Origin of the sequence: uncultured Veillonella sp., from assembly GCF_963543145.1 — a bacterium.
GTDB lineage: Bacteria > Bacillota > Negativicutes > Veillonellales > Veillonellaceae > Veillonella.
The window spans coordinates 69,440-84,720 of record NZ_CAUTZP010000002.1 but is presented as its reverse complement, the minus strand read 5'-3'; the positions used below and the strand labels follow the sequence as shown (position 1 = coordinate 84,720).

At 40.0% G+C, this 15,281-nt stretch carries 15 protein-coding genes; all 15 read left to right on the top strand.

The features are described 5' to 3' along the window. The 15 genes from RWZ05_RS02055 (at nucleotide 1) to RWZ05_RS01985 (ending at nucleotide 15,247) form a co-directional block, all read left to right on the top strand. A complete protein-coding gene (locus RWZ05_RS02055; protein WP_314641616.1) occupies nucleotides 1-1,032 on the top strand; it encodes an L-threonylcarbamoyladenylate synthase in 1,032 nt (343 codons plus the stop codon). A 113-nt stretch (nucleotides 1,033-1,145) separates the two neighbouring features. Next, nucleotides 1,146-1,592 (top strand): low molecular weight protein arginine phosphatase, encoded by a 447-nt coding sequence (locus RWZ05_RS02050; protein ID WP_314641615.1) that lies wholly within the window; start codon nucleotides 1,146-1,148, stop codon nucleotides 1,590-1,592. A gap of 11 nt (nucleotides 1,593-1,603) precedes the next feature. Beyond that, nucleotides 1,604-2,041, top strand: a complete 438-nt coding sequence (gene rpiB, locus RWZ05_RS02045; protein WP_314641614.1) for a ribose 5-phosphate isomerase B — start codon at nucleotides 1,604-1,606, stop codon at nucleotides 2,039-2,041. 46 nt (nucleotides 2,042-2,087) lie between these two features. After that, nucleotides 2,088-3,320 carry a serine hydroxymethyltransferase gene (gene glyA / locus RWZ05_RS02040; protein WP_314641613.1) on the top strand — a complete coding sequence of 411 codons (1,233 nt, stop codon included), beginning with the start codon at nucleotides 2,088-2,090 and terminating at the stop codon, nucleotides 3,318-3,320. A 200-nt stretch (nucleotides 3,321-3,520) separates the two neighbouring features. Continuing rightward, nucleotides 3,521-4,147, top strand: coding sequence for a uracil phosphoribosyltransferase (gene upp / locus RWZ05_RS02035; RefSeq protein ID WP_314641612.1), 627 nt, complete (start codon nucleotides 3,521-3,523; stop codon nucleotides 4,145-4,147). 209 nt (nucleotides 4,148-4,356) lie between these two features. Beyond that, complete coding sequence (locus tag RWZ05_RS02030; protein ID WP_314641610.1) at nucleotides 4,357-5,382, top strand: sugar-binding domain-containing protein; 1,026 nt, start codon at nucleotides 4,357-4,359, stop codon at nucleotides 5,380-5,382. 58 nt (nucleotides 5,383-5,440) lie between these two features. Then, nucleotides 5,441-6,451: a type I glyceraldehyde-3-phosphate dehydrogenase gene (gene gap / locus RWZ05_RS02025; protein WP_314641608.1), complete on the top strand. Its 1,011-nt coding sequence runs from the start codon at nucleotides 5,441-5,443 to the stop codon at nucleotides 6,449-6,451. Nucleotides 6,452-6,464: 13 nt separating this feature from the next. Next, nucleotides 6,465-7,643 carry a phosphoglycerate kinase gene (locus RWZ05_RS02020; protein ID WP_314641606.1) on the top strand — a complete coding sequence of 393 codons (1,179 nt, stop codon included), beginning with the start codon at nucleotides 6,465-6,467 and terminating at the stop codon, nucleotides 7,641-7,643. A gap of 1 nt (nucleotide 7,644) precedes the next feature. Next, a complete protein-coding gene (tpiA, locus tag RWZ05_RS02015; RefSeq protein ID WP_314641604.1) occupies nucleotides 7,645-8,415 on the top strand; it encodes a triose-phosphate isomerase in 771 nt (256 codons plus the stop codon). Nucleotides 8,416-8,428: 13 nt separating this feature from the next. Further along, the gene (gpmI, locus tag RWZ05_RS02010; protein WP_314641602.1) at nucleotides 8,429-9,955 is read left to right on the top strand and encodes a 2,3-bisphosphoglycerate-independent phosphoglycerate mutase; all 1,527 of its coding nucleotides are present in this window, start codon (nucleotides 8,429-8,431) and stop codon (nucleotides 9,953-9,955) included. Nucleotides 9,956-10,068: 113 nt separating this feature from the next. After that, nucleotides 10,069-11,352 (top strand): phosphopyruvate hydratase, encoded by a 1,284-nt coding sequence (gene eno / locus RWZ05_RS02005; protein WP_314641600.1) that lies wholly within the window; start codon nucleotides 10,069-10,071, stop codon nucleotides 11,350-11,352. Nucleotides 11,353-11,540: 188 nt separating this feature from the next. After that, complete coding sequence (locus RWZ05_RS02000) at nucleotides 11,541-12,551, top strand: GspE/PulE family protein (protein WP_314641598.1); 1,011 nt, start codon at nucleotides 11,541-11,543, stop codon at nucleotides 12,549-12,551. Further along, nucleotides 12,535-13,554: an ATPase, T2SS/T4P/T4SS family gene (locus tag RWZ05_RS01995; RefSeq protein ID WP_314641597.1), complete on the top strand. Its 1,020-nt coding sequence runs from the start codon at nucleotides 12,535-12,537 to the stop codon at nucleotides 13,552-13,554. The genes RWZ05_RS02000 and RWZ05_RS01995 overlap by 17 nt, the downstream gene beginning before the upstream one ends. 8 nt (nucleotides 13,555-13,562) lie before the next feature. After that, nucleotides 13,563-14,738, top strand: coding sequence for a type II secretion system F family protein (locus tag RWZ05_RS01990; protein ID WP_314641595.1), 1,176 nt, complete (start codon nucleotides 13,563-13,565; stop codon nucleotides 14,736-14,738). 62 nt (nucleotides 14,739-14,800) lie between these two features. Then, nucleotides 14,801-15,247, top strand: a complete 447-nt coding sequence (locus RWZ05_RS01985) for a prepilin-type N-terminal cleavage/methylation domain-containing protein (protein ID WP_314641593.1) — start codon at nucleotides 14,801-14,803, stop codon at nucleotides 15,245-15,247. The last annotated feature ends 34 nt before the right edge of the window (nucleotides 15,248-15,281 follow it).

Genomic DNA, 15,281 nt, shown 5'->3' with positions numbered 1-15,281 from the left:
ATGGATACTAAAATTATTACAAATCCATCAGAAAAAGATATAGATATGTTAGCCCATGCTTTGCGTAATGGTGAGTTGGTATCTATACCGACAGAAACTGTATACGGTTTGGGTGCCAATGGTCTAGATCCAGAGGCAATGGATAAAATCTATGCTGCCAAAGGCCGTCCATCAGATAATCCATTGATTTTACATGTTCCTAATAGTGAAAGTATAAAACCTTTGGTAACAGAGGTTTCAAAGACAGCGCAACTATTAATGGATACTTTTTGGCCAGGACCTTTAACGATTACACTACCTAAGTCTGATTTAGTGCCAGACCGTGCAACAGGTGGATTGCCTCGTGTAGCGCTTCGCTGTCCTGATCATGATGGATGTCGCGTGTTGTTACAGCGTGCAGGTATACCTATAGCAGCGCCAAGTGCTAATATTTCAGGCCGCCCAAGTCCAACTACGGCTCAAGATGTATATAATGATATGAATGGTCGTATTTCTTATATTTTAGATGCTGGTCCTTGTACAATCGGAGTAGAGTCTACTGTAGTAGAAGTTCATGAAGATAAGGTTATCATATTGCGTCCTGGTGGGATTACAAAATCACAGCTAGAAACAGTTGTTTCTACCGTAGAGTACGATACGGCATTAGTGAATGCTGAAACCAAACCTAAGGCTCCTGGTATGAAGTATACACATTATGCTCCTGATGCACCGATGACTGTTGTCGTTGGTACTCCAGAAGCTGTGGCTAATACATTTAAAGAACTTTCAAAAGATATAGAAGGACCTATCGGCTGTTTAGTAAGTCATGAGACCTATGAGCTTATCAAAGATGATACACGTTTTATGTGCCATTGTTTTGGGGCACATGGTGATGCACTAGCATTAGGCCATGACTTTTATAAAAGTTTGTTACATTTTAATGAAAATCGTGTTACCCTAATCTTAGCAGAAGGTGTGAATGATGACGGTTTCGGCGTTGCTATCATGAATCGTATGGAAAAAGCGTCTGGTCATCATATCATTTATAATTAAATTTTCTAACATTATAAATGTCCACTGATAATAGAAAAATGTCTTTACATATTGGATGAATTTGCTATAATGTATAAAGTAATCACAAAATGTGATTAAGTAAGGATGTTATTATGAATATTTTATTTGTGTGTACCGGTAACACTTGCCGTAGCCCTATGGCTGAAGGTATTACACGGGTACTTGCAGCGGAGCAACATAAGGATGTTACCACTGTATCGGCTGGGTTATTTGCCGCTTATGGTGCAAAACCAACTGAACAAGCCGTGGAAGCCGTCCGTTCCATTGCAGATATTTCTGATCATGAATCGAGACCATTGACGATGGAGCTTGTCAATGCAGCAGATCTTATCATTGGTATGACGAAAGATCATAAATCTGTACTACTTCGCCAATTCCCATTTGAGGAACGTAAAATCAAAACGATTTCCGAGTGGGGTGGTCAAGATGGTGATGTTACGGACCCATATGGATCTGATCAGACCGTATATAATCAATGTGCGGAACAAATTTATCACTTAGTAGAGGCTGGTCTTACATCAGTGCCTCAGAAAGCGTAGGAGATGAAATTATGAAAGTTGCAATCGGTTGTGATCATGGCGGATTACATTTAAAATCATCCGTTAAGGAATTGTTAAATGCATTGGGACATGAAGTAGAGGACTTTGGCTGTCATACAGCTGATTCTTGCGACTATCCTGATATTGCTGTACCTGTAGCAAATGCAGTCGTATCTGGTCAAGTAGACAGAGGTATTTTGATTTGCGGTACTGGTATTGGCATCGGGATTAGCGCTAATAAGATTAAAGGTATTCGCGCTGCACTTTGCCATGACTCTTTTTCCGCTAAGTATAGTAGACTTCATAATGATGCAAATATTCTTACAATGGGGGAACGCGTTATTGGTCCTGGCCTAGCTAACGATATTGTAACCATCTTTATGGAAACAGAGTTCGAAGGTGGTCGTCACGCACGCCGTGTAGAGAAAATTAAAGCATTAGAGAAATAATACATCATTACCATTTATATATTCGTTTTGCACGAGGAGGATACTCATGAGTTTCTTAGAAAAACAAGACCCTAATATTCAAGCTGTTATCAATCAAGAATTGGCACGCCAACGTGACAAATTGGAAATGATTGCTTCTGAAAACTTCGTTTCTCAAGCAGTAATGGAAGCTCAAGGTAGTGTATTAACAAATAAATATGCTGAAGGGTATCCTGGTAAACGCTATTATGGCGGTTGTGAAAATGTTGACGTTATCGAAACATTAGCTATCGAACGGGCAAAACGCTTGTTTGGCGCTGAACATGCTAACGTACAACCTCATTCTGGCTCCCAAGCAAACTTTGGTGTGTACTTTGCATTATTACAACCTGGTGACACTATTGTAGGTATGAACTTGTCCCATGGTGGCCATTTAACTCATGGTTCTCCTGTTAACGTATCTGGTACATATTTCAATGTAGTACCTTACGGTGTAGATGCAGAAACACAACAAATCGACTATGATGAGTTCCGTAAAATTGTATTGGAAGCAAAACCTAAATTGATCATCGCTGGTGGTAGTGCGTATAGCCGTCAAATTGACTTCAAGAAAATGGCTGAAGTGGCTCACGAAGTAGATGCTATCTTCATGGTAGATATGGCTCACTTTGCAGGTCTAGTAGCAGCAGGTTTACATCCAAATCCAGTTGAATACGCTGATATCGTAACTACTACAACTCATAAAACATTGCGTGGTCCTCGTGGCGGTATGATTCTTTGTAAAGAAAAATATGCTAAAGCAATCGATAAAGCAATCTTCCCTGGTATCCAAGGTGGTCCTTTGATGCATGTTATCGCTGCTAAAGCTGTTGCTTTAGGCGAAGCGTTACAACCTGAATTCAAAGTATATGCGCAACAAGTTATTGACAATGCTAAAGCATTGGCTGCTGCATTGCAAGATAAAGGTTTAACAATCGTTTCCGGTGGTACTGATACTCACGTTATGCTCGTAGATGTTCGTAGCACTGGTTTAACTGGTAAAGAAGCAGAACACTTACTCGATGAAGTAGGTATTACATGTAATAAAAACACAATTCCATTCGATCCAGCTAGCCCATTTGTAACAAGTGGTATCCGTCTTGGTACGCCAGCGCTTACAACTCGCGGTTTGCAAGTGAAAGATATGGAAGAAATTGCGGATATTATTGCAGCAGTTCTTAAAAATCCTGAAGATAAAGCCGTTCATGAAGAAGCTAGCAAACGCGTTGCTGCACTTTGTGAAGCGTATCCATTGTACTAATCTATTGGATTAACCTATTGCATTAATGATAGTCATTACATATTTATAGCCCTATCGGTCTATAGTTAATATAAGAGGGATGTGCCTTGACATATCCCTTTTAATATTTTTATGGCATGATTTATAAATCTGTGATAGAGTAAATATGAATATTAGATGGATACCAATAGGGTATGTATATTATTTATAGGAGGACAGTCATGAAAGTTAATGTTATGACACATCCATTGATTCAACACAAGGTTACATTGATGCGCGATGCAGAAACAGGCTCTAAGGATTTTAGAGAGTTACTTGATGAGATTACTATGTTGATGGGTTATGAAATCACTCGTAACCTTCCATTAGAGGATGTAGAAGTACAAACACCTTTAACTAAAATGACTGGAAAACGTATTGCAGGTAAAAAATTAGGTATCATTCCGATTCTTCGTGCTGGTCTTGGCATGGTAAATGGTATGCTTAGCTTGATTCCAACTGCAAAGGTTGGTCATATCGGTTTATATCGTGATCCTGAAACTTTGAAACCAGTAGAATACTACTGCAAATTACCATCTGATGTAGGGGAACGTGATTTCATTGTAACTGATCCTATGCTTGCTACTGGTGGTAGTGCAGCGGCAGCTATTACTTTGTTGAAAGAAAAAGGTGCGCAACATATCAAATTGATGTGCCTCGTAGCGGCTCCAGAAGGCGTTGAAGTAGTAAATAAGGAACATCCTGATGTACCTATTTACGTAGCAGCACTTGATGAAAAACTTAATGATCATGGTTACATCTTGCCTGGTTTAGGCGATGCTGGTGACCGTATCTTCGGTACAAAATAAAATAAACATAAGCGGCATACTTTTAGGTATAAAACTAGTATTAATTTACCTCAAAAGTATGTCGTTTTCTGCTATTTAGGGTTGAATAAAATTCACATAGGGTATACAATACAAATGTAAAGGTATTTTTTTATTTTAGGTGGGATGAATTTTGTTCACATGGGACGAAAAACGATTCATATAATCCCAACGGGTAAAGGAGGGACCCGATGAACGAGTTTCTAATGATATGTGAACGTATTGTTCCTGAAATCGTTAGCGTATTAAAGGAACGATACAAGATACTAAACCACCTTGTTTATGAAGAGCCTATAGGCCGCAGGACTTTAGCTACAGCGACGGACCTTCCAGAGCGAACCGTACGAAGTCATATTGAGCTAATGCGTGCTAATGGTCTTGTAGACATTTATAAACCGGGGATTTTTCTCACTGACGAGGGACATACAATTGTTCCGAAGTTACGAAATTTTTTAAATGAACTAGATCGTATTAACGAACTAGAAAATCGATTGACGGAAGCACTTCATATCGATAGGGTTATCATCACTCCTACAGAAGGAACGTTAATGGTTAAAAAACTCGGCTTTGCTGCAGCAAAACTGTTACAGGAGTTATTAGAGCCTGATTCAGTTGTGGCTATTAGTGGTGGCAGTACCATGGCAGCGGTGGCTGAGGAAATGCCTGTTTTACCATTTAATCCTACGGTGATTCCCGCCCGTGGTGGTGTTGGTGAAGTAGTAGAATACCAAGCTAACGTCATTGCTTCGGTGTTAGCTGAGCGACTACGTGGGACCTACAAGATGCTTCATTTACCAGATGGGCTTTCACAAGATTCATTACATATGCTCATGACTTGTGAACCGCAAATCAAGGAAATCGGCGACCTCATTAGTAGGACCGATGTATTGTTGTTTGGTATTGGTACCGCCATGCGTATGGCAGATCAGCGCCATATCGCTGATGATGTACGCAAGCAGCTAGTAGATAATCATGCAGTAGGTGAAGCACTTGGTCAATATTGTGATATAGAAGGTAAGTTGATTTACTCCACTAATAATATAGGGTTATCACTTCCTGATGTTGCAAAAGTTCCGAATGTCATTGCCGTTGCTGGTGGACAAGAAAAAGCGAGCGCCATTATTGGTGTTATGCGAGCTTGCCAAAAAGGTATACTCATCATTGATGAGCAAGCAGCAGAAGGTATGCGTCAATTGTTACAAATTTCAGCCTTATAGGCGAATGATTAGTTATATAAATTTAGTTTACATATTTTTGTTATAGGAGGATTTAACAATGGCAGTAAAAGTTGGTATTAACGGTTTTGGTCGTATTGGTAAATGTGTAGTGCGTGCAGCGATTAATAATCCTGATGTAGAAATAGTAGCAATTAATGCAACAGGTGACAATGAAGGTACTGCATTATTGTTAAAATACGATTCCGTACATGGTACAATTCCTAACGAAGTAACATTTGATGAAAACAATATTTATGTTGATGGTAAAAAAATCCGTGTATTCCATGACCGTGATGCATCTAAATTACCTTGGTCTGAAGAAGGCGTTGAAATTGTTATGGAATGTACTGGTAAATACCGTGATGCAGAAGAAGCTAAGGTTCATTTGAATCAACCTACAGTTAAAAAAGTATTGATTTCTGCACCTGGTAAAAATGAAGACTTAACAATGGTTATGGGCGTTAACCAAGATATGTACGATCCTGTGAAACACCACATCATTTCCAACGCATCTTGCACAACAAACTGCTTGGCTCCATTTGCTAAAGTATTGTGTGATGAATTCGGTATTAAACGTGGCATGATGACAACTATTCATTCCTATACGAATGACCAAAAAATTCTTGATGCACGTCATAAAGACCCTCGCCGTGCTCGTGCAGCTGCAATGTCCATCATTCCTACAACAACTGGTGCAGCGAAAGCTGTTGCTAAAGTATTGCCTCAATTAAAAGGTAAACTTGATGGTTTTGCATTGCGCGTTCCAACTCCAGACGTATCTGCAACTGACCTTGTTTGCGAACTTGAAAAACCAGCTACTAAAGAAGAAATCAACGAAGCATTCCGTAAAGCAGCAGCTGGCGAATTAAAAGGTATTCTTGGCGTATCTGATGTGCCATTGGTATCTTGTGACTTCGGTTCCGACCCTCGCAGCTCTATTGTTGATGCTGACTTAACAATGGTTATGGACGGCAACATGGTTAAAATCGTTTCTTGGTATGACAATGAATGGGGTTACTCCGAGCGTCTTATCGACATGGCAGCATTCGTAGCAAGCAAAGGCTTATAATCGGGAGGCTTTGATGAAACAAACAATCGAAGGTTTACAAGTAGCTAATAAAACAGTATTTGTTCGTGTTGATTTTAATGTACCTATGAAAGACGGTGTCATCACTGATGACACTCGTATTCGTAGTGCTTTACCTACTATTAACTATTTAGTAGAACAAGGTGCAAAGGTTATCCTTGCTTCTCACTTTGGTCGTCCAAAAGGGGAACGGAAACCTGAAATGTCTTTGGCCCCATGTGCTAAACATTTATCTGCGCTTATCAACAAGCCTGTAAAATTTGTAGATGACTGCATTGGCCCTAAAGTTGAAGAGGCTGTAAAAGCATTGCAATCTGGCGATATATTGATGCTTGAAAACTTGCGTTATCACAATGAAGAAACTAAAAACGATCCTGAGTTTGCTAAACAATTGGCATCTCTTGCGGACGTAGCCATCAATGATGCGTTCGGTGTATCTCATCGTAATGCAGCATCCGTAGTAGGTATTGCTGATTACATCCCTATGGCTGCAGGATTCTTGCTCAAAAAAGAAATTGATGCATTGAGTGCAGCTGTTGTACATCCTAAAAAACCTATGGCCGCAATCATTGGCGGTGCAAAGGTAACAGATAAAATTTCTGTGATTTCTAACCTTTTGCCTAAAGTTGATGTAATGATCATCGGTGGTGGCATGGCTAATGCGTTCATTAAAGCACAAGGCTGCAATATTGGCAGCTCTTTATTTGAAGAAGGTCAAGAAGCTATTGCTACAGACCTTGTTATGGAAGCGCGCGTAGCAGGTGCTAAACTGTTAACACCTATCGATGCTGTAGTAGCAGATGCTTTCAGCAACGATGCTAATACTAAAATCGTTGACGTTGATCAAATTGAAGACGGCTGGATGGTTCTAGATATTGGTCCTAAAACACGGGAACTCTATGTAGAGGCATTGGCGCCAATGAAGACTATTATTTGGAATGGTCCTATGGGCGTATTTGAAATGGAAAACTTTGCAGCTGGTACAAATGCAGTAGCGAAAGCTGTAGCTGAGTCAGATGCGATGACTATCGTTGGCGGTGGCGACTCTGTGGCAGCCATTGAAAAGAGTGGCTTAGCAGATAAAATTAGCCATATCTCCACAGGTGGTGGCGCATCTTTAGAATTCTTAGAAGGCAAAATCCTACCAGGTATTGCTGCATTGTCTGAGGCATAATATGAGAAAACCTATTATTGCAGGAAATTGGAAAATGAATGGCACCATTGCGTCTGGATCAATTCTGATCGAAGCGTTTAACAGCGTGTTACAAGATATGGAATTATCCTGTGATGTAGTTGTTTGCCCGCCTTTCACAGCTATTGAGCGTGCTGTAGCGCTGACGCGTAGCACAGCCATTGAGGTAGGCGCACAAACTATGGATTATCATGATGCTGGTGCGTTCACTGGTGAAATTTCACCACTTATGCTTACAGAGATAGGCGTCAATTATGTTATTATCGGTCATTCTGAACGCCGTGAATATTATGGCGAAACAGATGAGACGGTGAATGCGAAAATTAAAAGTGCATTCCATCATAATTTGAGCCCTATTGTCTGTGTTGGTGAAAGTTTAGAGCAACGTGAAGCGGGTCATACTCTTGATTGGATTACGGCTCAACTTAAAGGGGCTTTACAGGATATTCCTAAAGAGCATGTTAGTCAGCTCATTATTGCGTACGAACCAATTTGGGCTATCGGTACGGGTAAAACTGCAACTGCAGATCAAGCTGAAGAGGTATGTAAGGCTATTCGCGATTACATTCGCTCTTTATATGATGATGAAGTTGCCGATGCTATACGTATCCAGTATGGCGGTAGCGTTAAATCGGAAAATGCATTAGAAATTCTAGGGGAACCAAATATTGATGGTGCTCTCGTAGGTGGTGCATCTTTAGTGGTTGATGAATTTATTGATATTATTAAAGCAGCGAATCAAGTAAGCGCTTAATATGAGGTTAAAAATGGCTAAATTAGAGGCTCCCGTAATGCTAGTCATCTTAGATGGCTTTGGCATGGGGGATCAATCAGATACAACCAATGCTGTAGTACAGGCGAAGCCGCACTGTTTTAATCAATTATGGGATATGTATCCACATACAAAATTAGAAGCATCAGGGCTTGCGGTAGGCCTGCCAGAAGGTCAAATGGGGAACTCTGAAGTCGGCCATTTAAACCTTGGCTCTGGGCGTATCGTGTATCAAGATTTAACTCGTATTACTAAAGATGTTGAATCTGGTGAGTTTTATAACCGCCCTGTCATGAAGGAACTATACGAAGTTGCTAAAAAACAAAGCTTACATCTTATCGGTCTAGTTTCAGATGGCAATGTACATTGCTCCTTAGATCACATTAAGGCAGTCATTAAAGGGGCTCATGATCATGGTATTGAGCACGTTTATGTACATGCCTTGCTTGATGGTCGTGACGTAGCTCCTCAATGTGCACAAGGCTATTTAAAGGACTTAGAAGCATATATGGCAGAGCTAAACTGTGGCAAGATTGCCACAGTGAGCGGTCGTTACTATGCAATGGATCGCGATAATCGTTGGGACCGTGTTGAACTTGCTTACAAAGCGATTGTAAATGGTCAAGGCGAAAGGGCCGCATCAGCTTGTGAAGCAGTGCAACAGTCCTACGACAAAGATGCGGCCGATGAGTTTGTTCTTCCTACCGTAATTGATGCTGAAGGCACTATCAAAGATGGAGATGCCGTTATCTTCTGTAATTTCCGCCCAGACCGTGGTCGAGAACTTACAAAAGCATTAGTATTGCCAGAATTTGATGGTTTTAAACGTGAACCTTTATCTCTATACATGGCGACCATGACCAAATATGAAGATGGTTTACCAGTTCATATTGTGTACGAAAAGGACATCTTATCTGAAACACTAGGTGAAGTGTTAAGTGTAGGTGGCTATCGTCAATTACGTATTGCTGAAACAGAGAAATACGCCCATGTTACTTATTTCTTTAATGGTGGTAAAGAAGAACCATTTGAAGGTGAGGATCGCATACTTGTGAAATCTCCGCAAGTGGCAACCTATGATTTGCAACCGGAAATGAGTGCTTATGAAGTAACGGATAAGGTAGTGCAGGCCATTCAAGATGAAACGTATGATATGATTATCTTGAATTTTGCAAATCCAGATATGGTCGGTCATACAGGTAACTTTGAAGCAGCTGTTAAAGCAGTTCAAGCAGTTGATACTTGTTTAGGTCGTATCGTAGAGGCTATTCGCAGTAAACATGGACATCTGTTGATTACAGCGGATCATGGTAATGCAGAGGTTATGGTAAACCATGAAACTGGTAAGGTACATACTGCTCATACTACAAACTTGGTTCCTTTAATTTTAATGAGTGATACATTGAAATCAGCTACATTGGAAGCTGGTAAATTATGTGATATCGCTCCTACATTATTAGACTTAGCTGGCATAGAACAACCAAGTGCTATGACAGGACATAGTTTAGTAAATAAAGCATAATATAGAGCTTTTACTATATTGGTAGTTAATCTGAGTTATAACTATATGATATAGCTCAACATATAAGGGCTGTCAAAAGACAACCAATCTATTAGTTTTTATGAGGTGAAAAAATGGCAGTAATTGAACAAGTCATTGCAAGAGAAATTTTAGATTCCCGTGGTAACCCAACTGTTGAAGTTGAAGTATGTTTAGAAGATGGCACTATTGCAACAGCAGCGGTCCCATCTGGTGCTTCCACAGGTAAATTTGAAGCTGTAGAATTACGGGATGGTGATAAATCTCGTTACTCCGGTAAAGGTGTATTAACAGCGATCGATAATGTAAATGCTAAAATTGGTCCTGCACTTATCGGTTATGATGCAACTGAACAAGTAGCCATTGATAACTTGATGTTGAAATTAGATGGCACAGATAATAAATCTAACCTTGGCGCTAATGCAATTCTAGGCGTATCTATGGCTGTAGCTCGTGCAGCTGCTGAATCTTTGGACTTGCCATTATTCGCATATCTTGGCGGTTTCAACGCTAAAGAATTACCTGTTCCTATGATGAATATTTTGAACGGTGGCGCACATGCAGACAACAACGTAGATATTCAAGAATTCATGATCATGCCTGTAGGTGCTACATCCTTTGCAGAAGCTCTTCGTAGTTGTGCAGAAGTATATCATACATTGAAATCCGTACTTCATAACAAAGGCCTTAGCACTGCAGTAGGCGACGAAGGTGGTTTTGCTCCTAACTTGGCATCCAACGAAGAGGCATTGGAAGTAATCTGCGAAGCTATTAAAGCAGCTGGTTATGAACCTGGTAAAGACTTTAAATTAGCTCTTGATTCTGCATCTTCTGAATTTTATGAAGATGGCAAATACAATCTAGCTGGTGAAGGCAAAGTTAAAACAGCTGCTGAAATGGTAGAGTTCTACGAATACTTAGTAGGTAAATACCCAATCGTATCCATCGAAGATGGTCTTGCTGAAGAAGATTGGGAAGGCTGGAAATTATTAACAGATCGTCTTGGTGATCGCGTTCAACTCGTTGGTGATGATTTATTCGTAACTAATACAAAACGTTTGGCTCGTGGTATTGAGCTTGGTGTAGGTAACTCTATTCTTGTAAAAGTTAACCAAATCGGTACTTTGACAGAAGCATTCGATGCTATGGAACTTGCTAAACGTGCTGGTTATACTTGCGTAGTATCTCACCGCTCTGGCGAAACTGAAGATACATTCATCGCTGACATCGCTGTAGCTGTAAATGCCGGTCAAATTAAGACTGGTGCACCAGCACGCTCTGAACGTGTAGCAAAATACAACCAATTGCTTCGCATTGAAGAAATGTTATACGAAACAGCTCAATATAAAGGTAACGATGTATTCTACAACTTAAAATAAGATACATTATATCTGATAGTCAAATAAGGGCGCCCTTCGGGGCGCCTTTTTTGTATGTTTCAAAATATAAAAGTTTTCGCTTCGTGGATTTTTAAAAATAAAAAAGGGATTTTGGGAATGATGTCGAAACCTATAACGCCATACGCTAGTGTGAGGTAAAAACATACCGCAAGGTATTGGAGGTGACCATGTATGTAGATGTGACATTAGACGATATTATTTTGTATGCCTTAGAACATCATGTGAGTGACATTCACTTTGATCCTCTTAAAAGTGGTGTGCATGTTCGACTACGACAAGATGGACTGTTACAAAATTACATGACCGTATCTAATGAAGATGCGGAACTTATTATTAATCGCATCAAGGTTTGTAGTTCACTCGATATTAGTGAGAAAAGATTGCCTCAAGACGGCCGTTGGGCTTGGAGTCATAAAGATAAAGCCATAACTATGCGTGTATCTACTTTACCCAGTTTATACGGAGAAACTTTAGTCTGTCGCCTTATGGGAAATGAGGGCAGTCATAAAGACCTTAAAGCATTAGGTATGCGTACAGATATTTTCGAGCATATTGAGGAACTCCTTAAACGACCTTATGGCTTACTGCTCATCTGTGGGCCTACAGGCAGTGGTAAGACGGCTACTCTATATGCTATGCTGCGTATGTTAAATTTAGAAGAAACAAAGCTCATATGTCTCGAAGATCCTGTAGAAGCTGAAATAAAAGGAGCCATCCAAATTGGCATCAATGAGAAGATTGGATTTACCTTTGCAAAAGGTCTTAGATCTGTATTACGGCAAGATCCCGATACGATTATGATTGGTGAAATCAGAGATAAGGAGACTGCAGAGCTTGCAGTTAAAGCCGCTTTAACGGGACATCGCGTATTATCGACTATTCATACCAATACGGCGATGGGAGTTGTGACGCGACTTATGGATATGGGCGTAGAACCCTATTTAATACGGGCTACCTTAATGGGGGCAATTGCACAAAGGTTAGTACGAAAGTTTGACGGCAAAGCGTACCACGGGCGGACCGCTCTATTTGAATATTTAGAAATACCTACTAATACGCCCAACTGGGAGCAATTAGAAACACATGTATTACTTTCATTAGAGGAATCTGCTCGTGAGGCCGTTTCTCAGCATGTTACATCTATTGAGGAGGTGCATCGTTGTGGACTCATGTTGTAAGAATGAAAGTTTAGAAACCATTGTAGAACAAGCCATACAATTATCATCAACAGATATCCATCTACAATGTGGTGAGCCTATCTATTTGAGGTATGGTGACGGATTAAAAGCCACTTCGTTTACGTGTACTACTGCATTAATCGAAGATATTTTACGGCGCTGTGGTATAGCCTCTTATGAATGGCAATCGCTTGATGAAGCCTGTTCTTGTTGTGGTATGCGCATTCGCGTCCATCTATATCGGGCTAATCAAACCATATGTGGTACATTGCGACTACTAAGTCATCAACAGCTAAAACTAGATGATACTAGTGAAGGACAATTGTTGCAAAAATTATGTGAATCCCATGATGGCTTGTTGCTCGTTTGTGGTCCTACAGGCAGTGGTAAAAGCTTTACGTTGGCTTGTTGTATCGACCACATTAATCAAACAATGGAGCGCCATATCATAACGTTAGAAGACCCTATCGAGTTTGAATTTAAACCTAAAAGATCTTTAATTCATCAAAGGCAATTAGGGGCTGATATTAAGTCTATGTCTGACGGCATTCGAGATGCCTTGCGGGAGGATCCAGATGTCATTATGGTAGGCGAACTTCGAGATCGAGAAACATTGGAAGCTGCACTTCATGCAGCAGAGACGGGGCATCTTGTAATGGCTACTATGCATACACAACGTGCTGTTATGGCTGTACATCGCATGATTTCACTATTCCCTGGAGAGCAACAAGAAGAGGTACGCAGTCAAATATCTCAAGTGTTACGTGCCGTTATATGTCAGCGACTCCTTAGGTGGAATAAGAAGTTCATTACTATTCGTGATATTTTGCTAAATACCCATGCGGTAGCAAATTTAATTCGCACTCGTAAGGAACCTCAAATTATTTCCATTCAAGAAACACAATTACCTATGAAAACACTAGAAATGGCTGTGCGAGATGTGAAGGCACAATATGGTTCTCAACAACAACTACATACGTTGTTAGATCAACAATTATCGTAGGTGAATACATGGAGGCTTATGAATATGTCGTAAAAAATGAGAATAATGAAACAGAGAAAGGTTTGATGTGGGGCGATTCAGAACAGGAGATCGGAACGCGGCTGAAACGCGATGGATACAAGATTTATAGAATATCTTTACACGTAGAAAAGAAGAAATATAAATGGAATCATTCTATGGTGGTTGATGTAACCTATCAACTGGGATTACTGATAGAGTCTGGTGTACCTTTACGAAGGGCTTTACAGTTACTCTGTCATGGAAAGCGAGGTTTGCTATATACGGCTCTGTATGAATCGATTGAGAGAGGACAAACTTTATCGCAAGCATTACGTAGTGAAGGTTGTCCTGCTATAGCCTTAGCTTTACTAGAAAGTGGAGAGGCAGCAGGTACCTTAGGTGAAAGCTTACAATATATTTCACGTCACTACGATTGGGAACGACAAATCCGGCAAAAGGTTATGAGCGCTATTTCTTATCCTATATTTCTTCTTCTCATGATGAACGTATTCTTTCTCGTTACTATCCTGTTTATTATCCCATCCTTTGAAAAGGTTTTTACTACTATGCATATTACATTACCATTGATGACACGAGCCCTCTTTGCATTAGGACAAGGGTTAAAGGAACATCCTTTAATGGTAATAGGTATACATAGTGTTGTAATAGTTTCAATAGTATTTGCTTATAAGAAGCATAGTATAAGATGTAAAGTACATCGTTGGCTTTGGCATTTGGCTCACCGATACCAATGGAGTACTTGTATGTACTATACGAGTATGTTGAAAGTTTGGGCACTGCTTCTTGACTCGGGGATTTCGATCATTCAAACCGTGAATATTACTCGTTCCTTATGGGGCAATCTATATGGCAGCGAATGTAGTGAGCAGGTGGAGGCTAAACTATTAACTGGCTTTTCTTTTGAAGAAAGCTTACGAAGTGGTCATATAGGAAATGATTTTATATGGCAAATGGTTTCTATTGGAGAAGAAAGCGGTGAGTTAGTAAAGATGTTAAACCATTGTGGTCACTACTATGAGTCTATACTTTCAAAATATATCGGTCGCTTAGAGCGACTATTAGAACCTGTACTATTAACCGTCATGGGCATTGGTGTAGCCGTATTAGTCGTTTCTGTTATGTATCCCTTATTTACGTCTATTGGCAAACTAGGAGGACAATAGATATTGTTTTACAAGTATTATATAGTATCGAATTGTATCAAATAATGTAAAAGGAGGATATTATGAGTTCCGTTATACATATGGTTCATGGGATAAATCATCGATTAGAAATGTGTGGACAATGGATAGTCGAGCGATTACATATATGTCGTGTTCGAGAAGGACTTAAGAAGTCGAGAAAAGGTGGTTTCACCCTTGTAGAATTAATGGTTGTCGTTGCAGTTATTGCCATATTAGCAGCCATTGCGATGCCGCAGTTCTTATCTGCCGCAGATAGAGCACGATCTGCAAAAGAAACGGCAGATATTCAAATCATAAAAAATGCCACTCAGCTCTACATGATCGATAAGAATGTAGATACTCCACCAACAGTAGAAAATCTTTACAAAGAAGGCTATCTTACAGAACATGTTAAGACTGCAAAAGGTAAAGAATATACCATTACCTATGAAGCTGTTAGCGGTGGTACTGCAAAAGCTGTAGTTGTAACAGCACCTAGTGTGCCTTAATCGATAGTATGCATTATTTAATGGGCATATAGTG